Annotated in this window: 16 protein-coding genes and 1 riboswitch; of the genes, 5 read left to right on the top strand and 11 right to left on the bottom strand. The window is 70.9% G+C overall.

Translation table 11 applies throughout. The features are described 5' to 3' along the window. Positions 1-463 precede the first annotated feature (463 nt). The 9 genes from ABZX30_RS11020 to ABZX30_RS10980 form a co-directional block, all read right to left on the bottom strand. Positions 464-1,663: an oligopeptide/dipeptide ABC transporter ATP-binding protein gene (locus ABZX30_RS11020; RefSeq protein WP_355931579.1), complete on the bottom strand. Its 1,200-nt coding sequence runs from the start codon at positions 1,661-1,663 to the stop codon at positions 464-466. Further along, positions 1,664-2,224: an ATP-binding cassette domain-containing protein gene (locus ABZX30_RS11015; protein ID WP_355931577.1), complete on the bottom strand. Its 561-nt coding sequence runs from the start codon at positions 2,222-2,224 to the stop codon at positions 1,664-1,666. It lies immediately after the preceding gene. Then, positions 2,221-2,511, bottom strand: a complete 291-nt coding sequence (locus ABZX30_RS11010) for an ABC transporter permease subunit (RefSeq protein WP_355931592.1) — start codon at positions 2,509-2,511, stop codon at positions 2,221-2,223. Before ABZX30_RS11010 ends, ABZX30_RS11015 begins: the two co-directional genes overlap by 4 nt. Before the next feature lie 107 nt (positions 2,512-2,618). Then, positions 2,619-3,248: an OsmC family protein gene (locus ABZX30_RS11005; RefSeq protein ID WP_355931574.1), complete on the bottom strand. Its 630-nt coding sequence runs from the start codon at positions 3,246-3,248 to the stop codon at positions 2,619-2,621. Further along, positions 3,208-4,647, bottom strand: coding sequence for an MFS transporter (locus tag ABZX30_RS11000; protein ID WP_355931571.1), 1,440 nt, complete (start codon positions 4,645-4,647; stop codon positions 3,208-3,210). Before ABZX30_RS11000 ends, ABZX30_RS11005 begins: the two co-directional genes overlap by 41 nt. 48 nt (positions 4,648-4,695) lie before the next feature. Next, a complete protein-coding gene (locus ABZX30_RS10995) occupies positions 4,696-5,517 on the bottom strand; it encodes a TauD/TfdA family dioxygenase (RefSeq protein ID WP_355931568.1) in 822 nt (273 codons plus the stop codon). 50 nt (positions 5,518-5,567) lie between these two features. Next, the gene (locus tag ABZX30_RS10990) at positions 5,568-5,765 is read right to left on the bottom strand and encodes a hypothetical protein (RefSeq protein WP_355931565.1); all 198 of its coding nucleotides are present in this window, start codon (positions 5,763-5,765) and stop codon (positions 5,568-5,570) included. 35 nt (positions 5,766-5,800) lie between these two features. Then, a complete protein-coding gene (locus ABZX30_RS10985; RefSeq protein ID WP_355931562.1) occupies positions 5,801-7,105 on the bottom strand; it encodes a PLP-dependent transferase in 1,305 nt (434 codons plus the stop codon). Beyond that, a complete protein-coding gene (locus ABZX30_RS10980) occupies positions 7,102-8,166 on the bottom strand; it encodes a 2-oxoglutarate and iron-dependent oxygenase domain-containing protein (protein WP_355931560.1) in 1,065 nt (354 codons plus the stop codon). The genes ABZX30_RS10985 and ABZX30_RS10980 overlap by 4 nt, the downstream gene beginning before the upstream one ends. Before the next feature lie 328 nt (positions 8,167-8,494). Beyond that, positions 8,495-8,604: riboswitch (SAM riboswitch) on the top strand. A 253-nt stretch (positions 8,605-8,857) separates the two neighbouring features. On the opposite strand from ABZX30_RS10980, the gene ABZX30_RS10975 reads away from it, so the two are divergent. From ABZX30_RS10975 to ABZX30_RS10955, 5 genes are all read left to right on the top strand, one after another. Next, on the top strand, positions 8,858-10,507 hold the full coding sequence (locus ABZX30_RS10975; protein WP_355931559.1) for an ABC transporter substrate-binding protein: 1,650 nt from the start codon (positions 8,858-8,860) through the stop codon (positions 10,505-10,507). Further along, entirely contained in the window at positions 10,504-11,586 is a 1,083-nt protein-coding gene (locus ABZX30_RS10970; protein WP_355931556.1) for an ABC transporter permease, read from the top strand. The genes ABZX30_RS10975 and ABZX30_RS10970 overlap by 4 nt, the downstream gene beginning before the upstream one ends. A 3-nt stretch (positions 11,587-11,589) precedes the next feature. Next, complete coding sequence (locus tag ABZX30_RS10965; RefSeq protein WP_355931555.1) at positions 11,590-12,534, top strand: ABC transporter permease; 945 nt, start codon at positions 11,590-11,592, stop codon at positions 12,532-12,534. Then, a complete protein-coding gene (locus ABZX30_RS10960; protein ID WP_355931552.1) occupies positions 12,531-14,198 on the top strand; it encodes an ABC transporter ATP-binding protein in 1,668 nt (555 codons plus the stop codon). The genes ABZX30_RS10965 and ABZX30_RS10960 overlap by 4 nt, the downstream gene beginning before the upstream one ends. Positions 14,199-14,351: 153 nt before the next feature. Continuing rightward, positions 14,352-14,627: a membrane dipeptidase gene (locus ABZX30_RS10955; protein WP_355931549.1), complete on the top strand. Its 276-nt coding sequence runs from the start codon at positions 14,352-14,354 to the stop codon at positions 14,625-14,627. 476 nt (positions 14,628-15,103) lie between these two features. Here ABZX30_RS10955 and ABZX30_RS10950 read toward each other — a convergent pair whose 3' ends face one another. After that, positions 15,104-16,378 carry a sulfite oxidase gene (locus ABZX30_RS10950; RefSeq protein ID WP_355931546.1) on the bottom strand — a complete coding sequence of 425 codons (1,275 nt, stop codon included), beginning with the start codon at positions 16,376-16,378 and terminating at the stop codon, positions 15,104-15,106. Between the two features lie 263 nt (positions 16,379-16,641). Further along, positions 16,642-16,989, bottom strand: a complete 348-nt coding sequence (locus tag ABZX30_RS10945; RefSeq protein ID WP_355931545.1) for a leucine zipper domain-containing protein — start codon at positions 16,987-16,989, stop codon at positions 16,642-16,644. Between the last annotated feature and the right edge of the window lie 65 nt (positions 16,990-17,054).

Here is a 17,054-nt window from a genome sequence, read left to right as displayed (position 1 = left end):
GTCTGACGCTCGGCGGGTCGGTCCCGGCCAGGAACCGCCGATTCTCGGCGACGGGTGAAAAGCGACGGCCACGGACGGCGGATGAGAAGTGACCCACTCTGCGATCTCTTGCGCGGAATGGGTGGCGGGGCGAGCCCCGAGCCGTCCTCAGGTCTCCACTGCCCCCAGCGCGTACAGCACGCCCCCGGCCTCGGCACCGAGGACCTGACGGCCCTCACCGCCCGCCTCACCGAGGCCGCCGAGGGCACGACGGCCGAGGACAGTGTCACAGGACCCCTCGTCCTGGTCGGAGCCGACTCGGGCGCCGCCGCGAGTCCGCCGCGTTGGGAGGCCGTACCACGGTGCTCGCGTCCGCCGGGTGACCCGCGCCCGCGTTGCCGGTTCGCCGGGTCCCCGGAGCGGTCCGGGTGACCGTACTCCGGCAGGAGGGGCACGGCGTGTGCCGTTCGGCTCGTCGGCATGGTCAGACCGTGGCAGCCCCGGGTACCGCCGCCAACAGCTCCCTCGTGTACTCCTCGTCCGGGTTCGTGAAGACGGCTGCCACGTCACCGGACTCGATCACCCGGCCGTCCCTCATGACCAGCACCCGGTCGCTGACGTGGTGGACGACTCCGAGGTCGTGGGAGATGAACAGGAGCGTGACGCCGGTGTCGCGGCGCAGGTCGGCGAGGAGGTCCAGGATCTGGGCCTGGACGGAGACGTCGAGTGCGGAGACGGGTTCGTCGCAGACGATCAGGTCGGGGGTCGGCGCCAACGCGCGCGCGATGGCGACACGTTGACGCTGGCCGCCGGAGAGCTCACGCGCACGGCGGTCCAGTACCGACGCCGACAGCCCCACCTGGTCGAGCAGTTCGGCCACTCTGGCCCGGCGCGCCGGCCCGCGCCGCGGGCCGGCGCGGGCGACGGCCTCCCCGATCACCCGCTCCACGTCGAAGCGGGGGTCGAAGGAACCGAGCGGGTCCTGTTGCACGGCCTGGACGCGTTGCCGCAGCGGGCGCCGTGCGCGCTCGGGCACCCCGGTCCAGGGCACCCCGTCGAACCGCACCGTTCCCGTGTCGGGTTCGGTCAGTCCGAGGAGAATGCGGGCCACGGTGGTCTTGCCCGAGCCCGACTCGCCGACCACGCCCAGGGTCTCGCCCCGGTGCAGGGTCAGGGAGACGTCGCGGACGGCGTCGTGCGGTGTGCCATCGGGTGCCCGGTAGCGTTTGGTGAGGTCCTCAGCCACCACCAGGGGCGGTCCGGGCGTTACGGTCTCGGTCACCGTGGGGGTGGGGAAGATCCTCGCCGCCGTCGTGGCGGGCAGCGGGTAGTGGCAGAGTGTTGCGTGGTCGTCCCGGTCGGGGAGCGCGGTGCGGCAGCCGTCGTCGGCCAGGGCGCAGCGGGCTGCGTAGGCGCAGCCGGCCGGTTCGGCGGGCAGGCCCGGCGGCACGGACGGGGACAGTCGGGTGCCCTTCGCGTGTGCGGTGGGTACGGCGTCCAGCAGCGTCCGGGTGTAGGGGTGGCGCGGCGACCTGAGCACGCGGTCGGTGGGGCCGTGTTCCACGATCCTGCCGCCGTACATGACCGCGACGCGGTCCACGGGGCCCGCCACCACCGAGAGGTCGTGGCTGATCAGGAGGAGGGCGGTGCCCTCGCCACGGAGTTTGGCCAGCAGGCTCAGCACCTACGCCTGCACCGTGACGTCGGGCGCGGTGGTCGGCTCGTCGGCGATGAGCAGGTCGGGGGCAGCAGCGACGGCGGCGGCGATCAGGGCGCGTTGGCGCAGGTCGCCGGAGAGTTGGTGCGGGTACTGGCCGGCGCGGCGGGCGGGGTCCGGTACTCCCACGTCGGACAGCAACTCCAGCACACGTGGCCGTAGTTCGGGCCGGGGCAGTAGTCGGTGGGCACGCAGGGGCTCGGCTATCTCGGCACCGACGCGGCGCAGCGGGTCCAGGGAGACCAGGGCGTCCTGGAGGACGAGACCGATGCGGCGGCCCCGGATGTCGCGCCAGGCGGGGTCCTTGAGGGTGCGCAGGTCCGTACCGTCGAAGGTGAGGCGGCGGGCGGTGACCGAGGCGCCGCGGCCGGCCAGTCCGGCCAGGGCACGGGCGGTGACGCTCTTGCCGGAACCCGACTCGCCGACCAGGGCCAGGCACTCCCCGCGGTCGAGACGCAGGGAGACGTCGCGGACGGCGTGCAGGGTGCCGAAGGAGACGTCGAGTCCGTCGATGTCGAGAAGGCTCATCCGTCGGTCCTCCGCGTGAAGCGGGCCTGCGCCCGACGGCCTATGACGTTGACGGAGAGCGCGGTGAAGGTGATCGCCGCGCCGGGGAAGACGCCGATCCACCAGGCGGTGGCGAGGAAGTTGCGGCCTTCCGAGAGCATGGTTCCCCATTCGGGCGGGGGCGGTTGGCGGCCGAGCCCGAGGAAGCTGAGCCCGGAGGCGGCGATCACGGACGAGCCGAACCCGACGGTGGCCAGGACGAGCAGCGGGCCGAGCGCGTTGGGCACGATGTGCCGTACGACGAGCAGGGGGCGGCGCGTCGTCGTGGCCGGTAGTGTATGAACGCACCTTTCCGCGCGTCAAAGCGCGCCCGGCATACGGACTTTGACACATCACGGCCGTAGGCGGACCATCGTCAGATCTCCTGCGGACTTCCGGTCAGCACGACCCGTCCGGTGATGTGCTGCGGGTTGATCAGCAGGTTGTAGATCGGGCACTTGCGCTCGACCGTCTCGTGGAGTTCGCGGATGCGTTCCTTGCCCGCGGGTGAGGTGATGTGCACGGTGTAGGAGATGTTGTGCGGGTAGATCGGCACCTGCTCGAAGCCGGGCTCCCCGGCGCGTGGGTCCTGGTCCGCCTGGACCTCGACCTCCAGGGAGTCCAGCGGGATACGCAGGTCGGCTGCCTGGATGAGGAAGATGTGGGTGAGGCAGCTGGACAACGCGCCGAGCTGGATCTCCGGGGAGGCGGGCCCGAGGTCGTAGCCCGCAAAGTCCAGCGGGGAGTCGCTGAGGATCTGGTGGTGGCGGATGCGAATACGCCGTACGCCGCTGCGTTCCTCGGCCCTGGTGCGGGCCCGCAGCCGGTTCGGCTCGGTGACGGGAGCGGTCCGCTGGGCCCGCCGCTTGGCGAGCAGGGCGGCCCGCTTGACCTCCAGGTAGGCGCGCAGCCCAGGCCGGGGGTCGGGTGCCGTGTCGAGCAACTGCTCCGGTTCTTCCGGGCTCCTACCGTTCTTGCGGACTGCGCTCGTCGTGGTGCCGGTCATCTCGGGGACTCCTCAGAGTAGGGAATTCGGGTCTCGGTGAACGCGGTGCGGCGGCGGCCCCGCGCAGTCGCGAGAGCACCAGCGCGGCGGCGAGCAGCCCGGCGCAGACGCAGGAGGCGAACGCGTACGCGGCTCGTGGGCCGCTGCCCGCGGACGAGCCGGAGGCGGAGTGCAGATAGACCGCCGATACGGCGCTGAGGCAGACGGCCGCCGCGATGCGCTGGGCCATCTGCAGGATGCCGCCGCCAACGCCGGCGGCCTCGGCCGGCGCGTGCTGGAGGACCTGGGTCTGGTTGGGTGAGACGGAGAGCCCGCCGGCGGCACCCGACAGCAACTGTGTCACGGCGAGCAGGACCGGCAGGGCGCCGGACGGCGCGAGAAGCGCGGCCACCGCCCCGGCCAGGGTGGCGCAGACGCCCAGCGCCAGGCCGACGTTCACCGTGCGCGGTCCGATCCTTCGCATCAGCCGCCAGGCGAGTGCCGAGGAGACACCCATCGCGATCGCCGAGGGGAGCGAGATCGCCGCCGTGAGGAGGGCGGACAGACCGAGCCCGTCCTGGAGGAAGACGGTGAGCACGAGGGACGCGGCGAGCGAGGAGCCGAACTGGGCCATGGCGACGGCCGTGCCCAGCAGGTACGGCTTCGACGACGCGAGCGCCGGATGCACCAGCGGCACCCGGCCCCTGCGGACCCGTAGCCGCTGGTGCACGGTGAACGCGCAGGCCAGGACGGCTACGCCGGCCGCCCACAGAAGTGCCTGTCCCCCGCTGTCCGGTGTGCGGATGAACGGCACCATCAGCGTCAGTGTGCATCCGCAGGCCAGGGCGAGGCCGAGGATGTCCAGCCGGGAGTCGCGGGCGGTGTGCCGGGGCGGTGGCAGCCAGCGGACCGCGAGGACCAAGGTGATCACCGCGCAGGGTGCGCTCAGCAGGAGGCAGTACCGCCAGCCGGCCCCGGTTCCGAGCCCGGCGACCAGCGCCCCACCGAGTGGTGGGCCGAGTGCTGCGGCGACGCCGCCCGTCACCGCGTACAGGCCGAGCGCCCGGCCTCGGTCGAGCCCGTGGAACACGTCCTGGATGGTGCCGATCACCTGGGAGTTGACGAGCCCCGCGGCGGCGCCCTGCACCAGGCGCGCGGTGATCAAGGTCCCCGGCCCGCCGCCGGTCGCGGCCGCCACCCCCGCGAGGAGGAAGACGGCCACGCCCGCGAGGAAGAACCGCTTGCGTCCGTGAAGGTCGCCGAGGCTGCCCCCGGGTACGAGGGCCAGCCCGAAGGCGAGCGAGTAACCGGCCACGATCCACTGGACGTCCGCCGCGCCGGCCCCGAGTGAGTACCGCATGCTCGGGACGGCGATGTTCAGAACCGCTTGGTCCAGCAGGGTGGTTGACCCTGCGGCCATGCACACCAGCAGTACCCGCCGGGCGGCGCGGTCTTCTCCTGGGAGCATTCAGGCGTGCCGCTCCGTGGTGCCCGTGTCAGGCTCCACACCGAGGACCTTGCGGTAGACGCGCTCGCCGTCGCCGTAGTCGTCGACGGCGTAGTGCCAGGTTGCCCGGTTGTCCCAGAGGACGAAGTCGCCGGGCTTCCAGCCGAACCGGATGGTGTAGTTCGGCGAGGAGGCGTGCCGGAGCAGATGGTCGAGCAGCACCTTGCTCTCGGCCGGGGTCACTCCGGTGAGTTGCTTGGCCGAGCTGCTGATGAAGAGGCCCTTGCGGCCGGTGACCGGGTGGGTGAGGACGACCGGGTGCTCGACGGGTTCGCCGGGAGCGTTCTTCTTGCTGCCCTGCGCGTAGTTCTCCGCGTTGCCGTCGTAGAGGGCGCCGACCGATTCCAGCAGCACCTTGAACGGTTCTGACAGGTCGTCGTACGCGGCCTGGAGGTCCGCCCACAGGGTGTGGCCGCCCAGCTCGGGCACCACCTCGTAGGTGAGCGACTCGATCGCGAACACGGGGTCGCGCCACAGACCGCCGATGTGCCAGGTGCTGGCCTTGCCGGTCTGCTTCACGTTGTACGGGTAGACCAGCGGGTTGGCCGGGTGCTTCACGGCGGTCGGGTGGTCGAAGGGCCGCGCGAAGAGGCCGACGGCCGCGACCTGCTGGTCGGGGGTCAGGTGCTGGCCGCGGAACACGAGGACCTTGTGCTCGCGGAAGGCCCGGCGCAGTTCCTCGGCGGTGATGTCGTCGACGGGTGAGGTCAGGTCGACGCCGACGACTTCGGCGCCGAAGCGGGGGCCTGCCCTGAGGATCTCGAAACGGGCGACGGTGGTCATGGCGTTCTCCTTCTTCTGCGCCGGGTGCAGGTGTCGGTAGGGGTGCGTGGTCAGGAGGTCCTGGGCGGCCGGGGCAGCCCGAGGTGGTCGCGGAGCGTGGTGCCGGTGTCGGTGGCGGTGGGCTGGGCCGCCTGGCTGGTCTGTCCGGCGTTCGCGGGGTTGTCGGCGGTTCCGGTACCGCAGGAGGTCACGGACAGGTCGGCGAGGACCGCAGCGGCGGTGAAGCGGAGGACGGTGCTGCGGCGCATGGCGGGTCGGGCTCCCCGGGGGCGTGCGGTGGATGTCATACGGCGGTTGCTCGCAGGCCTGCGGCGAGGTCGGCGATCAGGTCGTCGACGCCTTCGATGCCGACCGACAGCCGCACCAGGCCGGGGGTAACGCCGGCCGCGGCCTGCTGAGCGGGGTCCAGCTGGGCGTGGGTGGTGGAAGCGGGGTGGATGACGAGGCTGCGCACGTCGCCGATGTTCGCGAGATGGCTGAACAGCCGGACCCCTTCGACGAAGCGTCGGCCCGCCTGCAGACCGCCGGCGAGTTCGAAGGAGAGCACCGCTCCGGCGCCGCAAGGCAGATAGCGCTTGGCCTGGGTCTGCCAGGGGCTGGAGGGCAGTGAGGCGTAGTGCACCCGCGTCACCTGGGGCTGGTCCTCCAGCCAGGTGGCGAGCGCCTGCGCGTTGGCGACGTGCCGTTCGACGCGCAGGCTCAGTGTCTCCAGGCCCTGAAGAAGCAGGAAGCTGTTGAACGGGGAGACGGCAGGGCCGAGGTCCCGTACCAGCCGGGTGCGCAGGCGCAGTGCGTAGGCGAGTCCGAGGTCCGCGAAGGAGTCCCAGAAGGACAGCCCGTTGTACGTGGGGTCCGGGCCGGTCAGTCCGGGCCAGCGGCCGGGATCCGCACCGAAGTCGAAGCGCCCGCTGTCCACGACGACCCCGCCGATGCCGGTGCCGTGGCCGGAGAGGAACTTGGTGGTGGAGTGCACGACGATGTCGGCGCCGTGTTCGAGGGGACGCAGCAGGTACGGGGTGAGCACGGTGTTGTCGACGACGAGCGGGACGCCGATCTCGTGGGCGATGCGGGCGACCGCCTCGGTGTCGAGGACGTTTCCGCGCGGATTGCCGAGCGTCTCGCCGAAGAACGCCTTGGTGGTGGGCCGTACCGCCGTGTACCAGGCGCCCAGGTCGTCCGGGTCGTCGACGAAGGTGACCTCGATGCCGAAGTCGGCGAACGTGTGCTCCAGCAGGGTGCGGGTGCCGCCGTACAGGGACGACGAGGCAACGATGTGGTCGCCCGCGCGGGCCAGGTTGAGCAGGGCGAGGCTGGTCGCGGCCTGCCCGCTGGCCACGGCGACCGCCGCCGAACCGCCCTCCAGGGCGGCGATCCACTCCTCCGCCACCACGGTGGTCGGATTCGACAATCGCGTGTAGGCGTGGGTGGCGAGGTCGGCCAGTTCGAAGGCCGCGGCGGCGTGCCCGGTGTCCCGGAAGACATAGCCGGCGGTCGGGTGGATCGGCACCGCCCGCGCCCCGGTGACCGGGTCGGGAACCGCGCCGGCGTGCACCTGCCGGGTCTCGAACGCCCAGTCGGCGGTGCTCATCGGCCGTTCTCCCTCCCCCACTCTCGGCTTCGCTCGAGCGGGGGGACCCCCACCGCCAGGACATCGGACCACCAGCGCTCAGCGACCCGCGGATGCGAGCGGAGCCAGCCGACGACCGCGTTCTCGCCGAAGGCGGCGAGCAACGGGTTGTCCGGATCGTCGGTGACGCCCCGGCTCAACGCGGCCAGTTCGGCGGGGAGTTCCAGCGGTTTGACGACCGCGTCGAGGCGCGGACCGAGGAAGAAGGGGATCGAGTAGCGGTCGACGCCCGGCTGCGGGCTGACAACTCTGTGCCGCGTGGCTTTCAGATAGCCCTGGGTGGCGATCTCCAGCATCTCCCCGATGTTGAACACGAAGGCGTCGGGCACGGGCACCGCGTCGATCCAGCCGCCGTCCTCGCGCTGCACCTGGAGTCCGCCGACGTCGTCCTGCTGGAGGAGGGCGAGGTAGCCGTAGTCCTTGTGCGCGCCCACTCCCTGGTCGGCGTCCTGCGCGAGCCGCGGCGGGTAGTGCACGATCTTCACGTGGACGGCGGCCTCGTCGTCGAACCACTGGTCGAAGTAGCCCTCGTCCTGTCCGAGCGCCGCGGCGAGGGCACGCAGCACCTCCCGGCTGACTCGCAGCGCCTCCGCCTGCCAGCGGAGCACGATGTCCTTGAGGTCCGGGAGCGCGGAGGGCCACTGGTTCGGGCCGATCAGGCGCAGGTAGTCGGGGTCGTCCGGACCGGTCTCCAACGCCGCCCGCTCCGGGCCGATGTCGATCTGCTCCCGCCAGTCGGCGCTGCCCGCCGTGTACTCGGTCCCGGTACGGGTGTAGCCGCGGAACTGGGGCGAGTTCAGATTCTCGATCTCCAGCCGCCGCTTCTCGGGCAGGGCGAAGAAGGCGCGTGCCGCGGTCAGCGCCTCGTCCCGCAGGGCTGCGGGGACACCGTGTCCGGTGACGTAGAAGAAGCCCACCTCGTGTGCCGCGGACCGGAGTTCGGCGAGAAAGGCGGCCCGGTCCGTGTCCGGGGTGCGGAAGCGAGAGATGTCGATGACGGGCAGGACCGTGAGTTGAGCCATGGGAGTTCCTTCGCGGCAACGGCAGCCGACCGGCCCTCGCAACCCGCCCTGGACAGGAACTAGTCGGAGGCAGCCGGAACGAGCAGTCAGAAAGAAGGGAACGAGGTCGCGGGCCGTGGGACGGCGGTCAGCAACAGACCTGGTCGAACTGGTCGGCGCGGCGGCTCCCCCAGAACGGGTCGAGCAGCACCGTGTGTGCCGTGCCAGAGGTCTCCATGGCCGGATGAAAGCACACCCGGGATGGATACGTCCACCATGCGTTCCGCCGGGTCCGGCCGTTCCGGGGCGGTGTTGACGCCGGTAGAGCAGCCGATCTACGGTGAGCGCGAGCTACGAGTTCCGGTGATCAAGCCCTGGCTGGCCGGACGGCAACCCTCGACGCAGTGGGGTGCCCCAGGTGAAGGCTCGGCGGATCTCTTCTTTCTGCAAGTGCGCTCACATCGGCCCCGAGGCGGGCCAGAACCCGGGAGGACGGCATGGCGAGAGCCTTGATGCTGTGCTCCCGGCTCCATGTCGATTTGCTGCTGGTGTCCAGCTGTCTGTGTACGGGCTGATTCCGCCCTCCGACGGTCGGCAGAGCCACCACCCGTCGGTGTAAACCCCCTCTTTTCCTGCCTGATCTCGCACGCCATGGCACAGCCCTGCGCCACGGCTGCCTCACGCACCCCTGACGCGGAAGCAGAGACTCCTGATGGCACTCCACAGCGGCCCGGCGCCGAGCAGACCCCTTCGCTCCGGCCTCGGCGCGGTATCCCTCGGCACAGCGTTCCTGGTGGCGCTGACCGGCTGCACCAGCAGCAAGGACGGCGGCACCGCGAGCTCCGGCTCAGCGATCACCGTCGGTACGACCGACCAGGTCACCAGCCTCGACCCGGCCGGTGCGTGGGACGCCGGCTCCGGCACCATCGAGAGCGAGGTCTACGCGACCCTGCTCAGCCAGAAGAACGGCTCAGCGGACGTCTCCCCTGAGCTGGCCAGCGGGATCAAGTTGACCGGGCCCAAGGAATACACGGTCACCCTTCAGAAGGGCCTGAAGTTCGCCAACGGCCACGAACTGACGTCCTCGGACGTCAAGTTCAGCTTCGACCGGGACCTGAAGATCGCCGACGAGAACGGCCCGTCGTCACTGCTGTACAACATCGCCTCGGTCTCCGCCCCGGACCCGACCACGGTCGTCTTCACCCTCAAGTCGGCCAATGACACGCTGTTCCCGCAGGTGCTGTCCACGGCCGCCGGCTACATCGTGGACGAGCAGGTGTTCCCCGCGGACAAGATCCTCGACGACAAGTCGATCGTCGCGGCCAAGCCGTGGAACGGGCCGTACGGCATCAAGAGCTACGACAAGAACTCGCTGGTGTCCTTCGCCTCCAACGCGGAGTACAAGGGGCAGCTGGGCACGCCGAAGACCAAGAACGTCCAGCTCAAGTACTACACGGACGCCGGCAACCTGAAGCTCGACGTCCAGCAGGGCACCGTCGACGCCGTCTACCGCACGCTCACCACCGCCGACCTGGACGACCTCGGCAAGCAGAAGAGCGTCAAGGTCCACACCGGCTCCGGCAACGGCATCCGCTACATCGTCTTCGACCTCGCCACCCAGCCGTACGGCACCAAGACGAAGAACGCCGACGGGAAGAAGGCCCTCGCCGTCCGGCAGGCGGTCGCGGACTCGGTCGACCGGTCCCAACTCGCCCAGCAGGTCTACAAGAACACCTACCAGCCGCTCTACAGCTCCGTCCCGGACGGCCTGACCGGCGCCACCCCCTCCTTCAAGTCGCTCTACGGCGACAAGAAGGGCGGCCCCGACAAGGCCGCCGCGGCAGCCCGGCTGAAGGCCGCGAAGGTGAGCACCCCGGTCACGCTCAACCTCCAGTACAACAGCGACCACTACGGCTCGTCCTCGGCCGACGAGTACGCGCTGATCAAGTCCCAGCTGGAGGCCACCGGGATGTTCAAGGTGAACCTGCAGTCCACCGAGTGGAGCCAGTACGGCAAGGACCGCGTCAAGCACCTCTACCCGCTTTATCAGCTCGGCTGGTACGCCGACTACCTCGACGCCGACAACTACCTCTCGCCCTTCTACTCGGCCAACAGCTGGGTCGCCAACGGCTACGACGACCCCGCCGTGCGCACGCTGATCAAGAAGGAGGAGACCGAGACGGACGCCGCGAAGCGGACCGGGCTGCTGAAGCAGGCGCAGGACAGGGCCGCCGCGCAGGTGCCGCTGCTGCCGCTGCTCCAGGGCTCCACCGCCATCGTCACCCGCAGCGACGTCAGCGGTGTGCCGGCCGAACTGGATGCGACGTACCAGTTCCGCTGGGCGGGGCTCTCGAAGAAGTGAGCGCTCTGACTCGGGAGACCCCCGGCGCCGTCGGCACCCCGGCCGACGGCGCCGCCGGGATCGGATTCGCCCGCTACCTGGTGGTCCGTTTCCTCCTCATCATCCCCACCGTGCTGATCCTGGTCAGCCTGGTCTTCTTCCTGATGCGGCTGACGGGCGACCCGATCAGCGCCGCCTTCGGCGACCGCCTCACCCCGGACCAGCTCCAGGCCAAGCTCCACCAGGCGGGCTACGACCGGCCGTTGCTCACCCAGTACCTGGACTACCTGCGTTCGCTGGCCACCGGCGACTTCGGCCGCACGGTCACCGACAACCAGCCGGTGACGCACGTGCTCGGCACCTACGGCGCCGCGACCGTCGAACTCGCCTGCTACGCCCTGCTGGTCGCCCTGGGGATCGGTGTCCCGCTGGGCATGGTGGCGGCCTCCTACCGCGACCGGGCGCCCGACGCGGTCCTGCGCCTGTTCGCGATCCTGACCTACGCGACACCCGTGTTCTTCGTCGGCCTGCTGCTGAAACTGGTCTTCGCGATCTGGCTCGGCTGGCTGCCCGCGTCGGGCCGGGCGAGCACCGGCGTCCAGCTCTTCCTCCAGGACCAGACCAGCACGACGGGCGTGTACCTGATCGACGCCCTGCGCAGCGGCGACGGCGCGGCGATCACGGACGTGCTCCGGCACGCCGTGCTGCCCGGGGTGGCCCTGGGCCTGCTGATGGCCGGCGTGCTGCTCCGGTTGGTGCGCACCAACCTGATCGGCACGCTCTCCGCGGAGTACATCGAGGCCGCCCGCTCCCGGGGCGTGGCCCCGCTGCGCCTGGTCACCCGGCACGCCACCCGGCCCGCGCTGATCCCCGTCGTCACGGTACTGGGACTCCAGGTCGCCGGGCTCCTGGGCGGGGCCGTGCTCACCGAGACCACGTTCGAGTGGAAGGGCCTCGGCTACGAGCTCGCGCACTACCTGACGGTCCGTGACTTCCCGGCGGTGCAGGGCATCGTGGCCCTGTTCGCCGTCGTCGTGGCGGTGACGAACTTCCTCGTCGACGTCGTCGCCGCACTGATCGACCCGCGAGTGAGGTACTGAGTCATGGCGCTGGTTCTGGCACGACGACTGCCACTACGGCTGCGGACGGGCGCGGGAGTGCAGCGGGCCATGCTGCTCACCGGCCTGGTCCTGACCGGCCTGTTCGCCTTCACCGCACTACTGGGGCCGTTGCTCGCCCCGCACGGTTACGCCCAGCTCCGGGACGGGGGCGGCCTGTTCGGCTCCCAGCAGCACCCGAGCGGCGCCCATCCGCTGGGCACTACCATCTCCGGGTATGACGTCCTGTCCCGGACAGTCTGGGGCGCGCGGACCGCGCTCCTGATCATCGTCGTCGCGCTGCTGCTGTCGGTGGTGCCGGGTACCGTGCTCGGACTGGTCTCCGGCTACCTCGGCGGAAAGCTGGACCGGCTGCTGGTCGGACTGGCCGACGCGCTGTACGCGTTCCCGCCGCTGCTGCTCGCCATCCTCATGTCCCTCGTGATCAGCGGCGGCCGGTCGAGCCTCGTCGGCGGTCTCGGAGCGGCCGCCTGCTCGGTCGCGGTCTCCTTCATACCGCAGTACTTCCGGGTCGTACGCGCCGAGGTGATCCGGGTGAAGTCCGAGCCGTTCATCGACGCGGCCCGGGTGATCGGCACGGGACCGTGGCGGATCATGACCCGGCACGTGCTGCGCAACTCGGTGCGTACCCTCCCGCTGATCTTCACAATCAACGCGTCGGAGGCCATCCTCACCCTCGCCGGCCTCGGCTTTCTGGGCTTCGGAATCGAACCCAACTCCGCCGCCGAGTGGGGTTACGACCTCAACCGCGCTGTCGCCGACGTCACTTCGGGCATCTGGTGGACGGCGATCCCGCCCGGCCTGGGCATCGTGCTCACGGTCCTGGGCACGACCCTGCTCGGCGAGGGCCTCACCGACCTGGCCGACCCACGACTGCGACGCCGGACAGGTGCTCCCACCCTGTCCACGGACGGAGGCGGGGGACGATGACTGACCTGCTGCGCATCGAGGACCTGCACGTCGAGTTCCCCACCGACACCGGCGCGGCACCCGCCGTCCGCGGAGTCAACCTCTCCGTCGCCCCCGGCGAGGTGCTGGCCCTGGTCGGCGAGAGCGGCAGCGGCAAGACCGTCACCGCCCGCTCGGTCCTCGGCCTGCTGCCCGACACCGCGACCGTCCGCGGCCGTGTCCTGCTCGGCGACGGCACCTCGGAGCCCTTAGAGGATGTGCTCACCGCGCCCGCGGGCGGGCTGCGCGCCCTGCGCGGAACGCATGTCGCGATGGTCTTCCAGGAGCCATCCACCGCACTGAACCCCGTCTTCACCATCGGCTGGCAGCTCACCGAGGGCCTGCGCGCCCACGGACGCGGCGGCAGCAAGGCCGAACGGCGGGCACTCGCCGTGGAATGGCTCGACAAGGTCGGCATCCCCGACCCGGCCACCCGCGTCGACCACTATCCGCACCAACTGTCCGGCGGCCAGAAGCAGCGCGCCGTCATCGCCATGGCCCTCGCCCTGGGCACCCGGCTCATCGTCGCCGACGAGCCCACCACCGCCCTGGACGTCACGGTCCAAGCGGAGATCCTGGAACTGCTCCATCGCTGCCGCACCGACTTCGGCACCTCCGTGCTGCTCATCACCCACAACATGGGGGTCGTCGCCGACCTCGCCGACCGGGTAGCTGTGATGCGTACGGGACAAGTGGTGGAACAGGCACCGGTACGTGATCTGTTCGCGGCGCCCACCCACCCGTACACCCGGGAACTCCTCGCCGCCGTGCCGGACTTCGGTACCGGCGGACGCGCCGGGCCGGAGACGGCGGACGGCGAGGTACAGCCGGCCGTGCGTGCCTCCGGGCTGGTCGTCGACTACCCGGGGCGGCTGGGGCGCAAGGGCTTCAGGGCGGTGGACGGGGTGAGCTTCGAGATCCGGCCGGGCGAGGTGCTCGGGCTGGTCGGCGAGAGCGGCAGCGGCAAGACCACCATCGGGCGGGCGATCGCCGGGCTGACCGCCGTGACGGGCGGAGAACTGCAGCTGTTCGGCGAGCCATTGACACGGAAGTCCCGGAAGTCGAAGACGGCCGGGCGGATCGGATACGTCTTCCAGGACCCCGCCACCAGTTTCAACCCGTTGCTGACGATCGCCGACAGCATCGCCGAACCCTTCGTTGTGCACCGGCGGGAGCTGGGCGCGAAGGAGATCCGGGCGCGGGCCGAGTCGCTGCTCGAAGCGGTGCGCCTGCCCCGCGCCTACGCGGACCGCTACCCGCACGAGCTCAGCGGTGGCCAGCGCCAGCGCGCCAGCCTGGCCCGGGCGCTCGCGCTGCGGCCGGAACTGCTCATCGCCGACGAGCCGACCTCGGCGCTGGACGTGTCTGTGCAGGCCAAGGTGCTGGACCTGTTCGGCGAGCTCCAGCGGGAGCTGGGCTTCGCGGCGCTGTTCGTCAGCCACGACCTGGCCGTGGTCGAACAGGTCGCCGACCGGGTGGTGGTACTGCACCGGGGACGGATCGCCGAGGAAGGTCCCACCGGCCGGGTGCTCGGCAGCCCGCAACACGACTACACCCGCCGGCTCGTCGCCGCCCTGCCCGTGCCCGACCCGGTACGGCAGGCGAGACGTCAGCAGCACCCCGTGGAGGAAGGAGTGACCGGCTGATGACCGACGGCACACTGATCGACGAAGTACTGCGCAGCACACCCGTCTTCGACGGCCACAACGACCTGCCGGTGGCACTCCGCGCGCGGACCGGCTACAGCGGCGCTCGACGCCCGCCTGAAGAGCTGGCTCGATGCCCACCCGCGTCCCGAGGTGACAGTCGACCAGGTCGCCGACCACGTGGAGCACGCCCGCGAGGTGGCCGGGGTGGACCACATCGGTCTCGGCGGCGACTACGACGGAGTGGACCACCAGCCGACCGGCCTCGGCGACGTCTCCGGCTATCCGGTCCTGCTGCGCGAACTCGCTGACCGCGGCTGGTCCCGCCCCGAACTGGAAGCCCTGACCGGCCGGAACGTCCTGCGTGTCCTGCGCGCCGCCGAGGAACGAGCCACTGAACCGCTATGGCCCACGGTCCCGCTGCGTTGACAGATCGGTCCACACTCGCCGACGCCACGGCGGGTATGGACCGCGTCGCATGTCTTCGGCACCCGCCGGGGTGTTCTTCTTTCGGCAGCCAGGTCAGGCCGGTCGAGGCGACACCGAAGGGATCGTCGCTGTTGCCAAGGACCTCCGCCTGGTCCGCGTTCGTGTACTGGGGGAGCCGCACCACATCCGGTGCCACAGAGGATCGGTTGTCGGACATTCCCACATCATGATCTCTCCGCCGAGCACTGGCCAAGCTGCTTGTCCGCCGACACCGGGCGCTGTCGTTCCCGGTCGACAGACGATGTCAGGACTCAGTGGTAGAGCTTGCGGGTCGGGGTCGGGGTCGGGTCGGCAGAAGGCCGATCCCTTCGCAGTGCAAAAGGACCACGTCCGCGGTTTCGTCTTCGATGCGGCCACGGGCAGGCTCACCGAAGTCCGCCGACCCTCGCGGCCCGAGCGCGTCGCTCAGCGATCCGTCACACCACGTTCACCGGGTGCCGTACCACCGCGTCGAAAAGGTAGCCCTGGGTGTTGGGCACGGCGACGTCCGGCTGGGTACGACCGGCCGTGTCCGTGGCTCGGGCCAGCAGATGGGTGGCGCCGGGCGCCTCGGGCCGCCATCCGAGAGACCAGCGGGTCCATGTGCCGGCCAGGGGCCGGTCCTGCAGGCGGGCCTGGCGCCAGTTCGCACCGCCATCGGTGCTGACGTCGACCCTGGCGACGGCGCCCGCGCCCGACCACGAACGTCCGTGGAGTACGTGCCGGCGTCCTACCGAGAACGCGGCCCCGTCGGCCAGCTCGAAGGCGCTCTTTGTCGCCTGCCGGGTCAGGGGCGCGCTGCCGCCCTCCGGGTAGGCGGGGCCGAACAGCCGGTAGAAGGTGGTGTTCCAGGGGGAGAACAGCGGCTCGGCGGATACCTCGATGTCGCCGACCCATTTGATCGACGCGATCCCCACCCAGGAGGGCACCAGCACCCGCACCGGATACCCGTGGTCGTACGGAAGCCGTTCACCGTTCATCTCGTAGGCGAGCAGTACGTCGTCCAGCGCCTTGGCCAGCGGCAGCGGACGGCGTACCCGGCCGAGGCTCTCGCCGCCGCTGACGTAGTCGGCGTCCAGGCCGCGCGGCTGTACGTCCACGGCGTGGTGGGACAGACCGGCCCTGCGCAGCACGTCGGCGAGACGCACCCCGCGCCAGCGCGCGACCCCGATCGCTCCCAGGGTCCACACGGTGCCGGTGACGGTCTCGCCCTGCTGTGTCGTGTAGTACGAGCGGCCGTTGCCGGCGCACTCGACGAAGGCGGTCCGGGTGACGGCCGGCAGCGCGCGCAGATCGTCGTACCCGAACTCCACCGGCCGGTCCTCTCCGGGGCTGCCGCGCAGCCCGCTCCCCCACAGCCGCAGCCGCCAGTCACCGGCCTCCAGGACTGGGGTGGCGGTGTGGTTACGGACGAAGAACAGCTCGTTGGGGGTGTGGTGGCCGGTTCCACGCAGCGCCTCCCAGCGGGTCTCGGCGTTGGTGCCGCGTTCGATGAACCACTCGGGCGGCAGCGGCTTGACGATTCCGGCGACAGCGGCACGGGCCGAGCGGGGGCTCCCGAGTGCGGTCCCGGCCGCGGTGGCGGCGAGCAGGGTGAGCAGCCGGCGGCGGGTGACCCCGTCGGCCCTGGCCTCGCCGGCGAGCCACTGGCGCAGCCTCCGGCGGTCGTAGTCGGTTTCGTGGCGGTGACCCGTGGGGGTGGGAGCAGACATGGCGAGTCCTCGTCATGGGTGGGCGAAGGAACACAGCAGGGGGCGGCCTGGACCGGGGCTCGGGCACCCCGGCGGCCCGGCGGCAGCAGGCACAACTGCCTTCCCGGCAGGGTGGTTGAGAGCTGTCAGAGGGGAGCGGAGATGGCGATCAGCCGCTCGTCCGACACAGCGCGGCGGCGACCCGGACGAGGTCCACGGCGCGGCGGCGAGTCAGAGGCTCCGGCGACGGCATGGCGGGATGGAAGCACGCGGGACGGATGGTGTCAACGGAGCGTTCGAGCCGACACGACACGCTGTCCGACTCGTCGAACGCACCGCAGCTGTCCAGGAGTTGCGATGCGGGCCGGTCCCCACCGGCGCAGCACGCGGACCTTGATGATCCGGCGTTCGGTACGGGTCGGAGTGCGGCGCGGACTGGTGCGCGGGCGGGAGGAGCGGTCGGTCATCCCCGCCTCGCCGAGCTGCCGGTAGCGGTCGGCCCACCGCTGGGCCGTGGTGGGCGAGACCTGGAAGCGCTCGGCGGCCCGGCGCAGGGGCCAGCCGTCTTCGACCACGCAGCGGGCCAGGCCCAGGCGTCCGGTCTCGGTCAGGGGTGCATTACGGTGGGGCACGAGGGCCTTTCGGTCAGGTGTAGACATCGCAATCCACACCGAACCGGAAGGCCCTCACCTGTTCA

It is taken from the genome of Streptomyces sp. NPDC004542 (assembly GCF_040610035.1).
Classification (GTDB): Bacteria; Actinomycetota; Actinomycetes; order Streptomycetales; family Streptomycetaceae; genus Streptomyces.
This window is presented reverse-complemented; position numbering and strand designations above follow the sequence as displayed.

Excerpts from the sequence above, each read along its gene's own strand:
- ABZX30_RS11015 (WP_355931577.1), bottom strand. The coding sequence starts at position 2,224 with ATGAGCCTTCTCGACATCGACGGACTCGACGTCTCCTTCGGCACCCTG.
- ABZX30_RS11005 (WP_355931574.1), bottom strand. The coding sequence starts at position 3,248 with ATGACCGGCACCACGACGAGCGCAGTCCGCAAGAACGGTAGGAGCCCG.
- ABZX30_RS11000 (WP_355931571.1), bottom strand. The coding sequence starts at position 4,647 with ATGGCCGCAGGGTCAACCACCCTGCTGGACCAAGCGGTTCTGAACATC.
- ABZX30_RS10995 (WP_355931568.1), bottom strand. The coding sequence starts at position 5,517 with ATGACCACCGTCGCCCGTTTCGAGATCCTCAGGGCAGGCCCCCGCTTC.
- ABZX30_RS10990 (WP_355931565.1), bottom strand. The coding sequence starts at position 5,765 with ATGCGCCGCAGCACCGTCCTCCGCTTCACCGCCGCTGCGGTCCTCGCC.
- ABZX30_RS10985 (WP_355931562.1), bottom strand. The coding sequence starts at position 7,105 with ATGAGCACCGCCGACTGGGCGTTCGAGACCCGGCAGGTGCACGCCGGC.
- ABZX30_RS10980 (WP_355931560.1), bottom strand. The coding sequence starts at position 8,166 with ATGGCTCAACTCACGGTCCTGCCCGTCATCGACATCTCTCGCTTCCGC.
- ABZX30_RS10975 (WP_355931559.1), top strand. The coding sequence starts at position 8,858 with ATGGCACTCCACAGCGGCCCGGCGCCGAGCAGACCCCTTCGCTCCGGC.
- ABZX30_RS10965 (WP_355931555.1), top strand. The coding sequence starts at position 11,590 with ATGGCGCTGGTTCTGGCACGACGACTGCCACTACGGCTGCGGACGGGC.
- ABZX30_RS10960 (WP_355931552.1), top strand. The coding sequence starts at position 12,531 with ATGACTGACCTGCTGCGCATCGAGGACCTGCACGTCGAGTTCCCCACC.
- ABZX30_RS10950 (WP_355931546.1), bottom strand. The coding sequence starts at position 16,378 with ATGTCTGCTCCCACCCCCACGGGTCACCGCCACGAAACCGACTACGAC.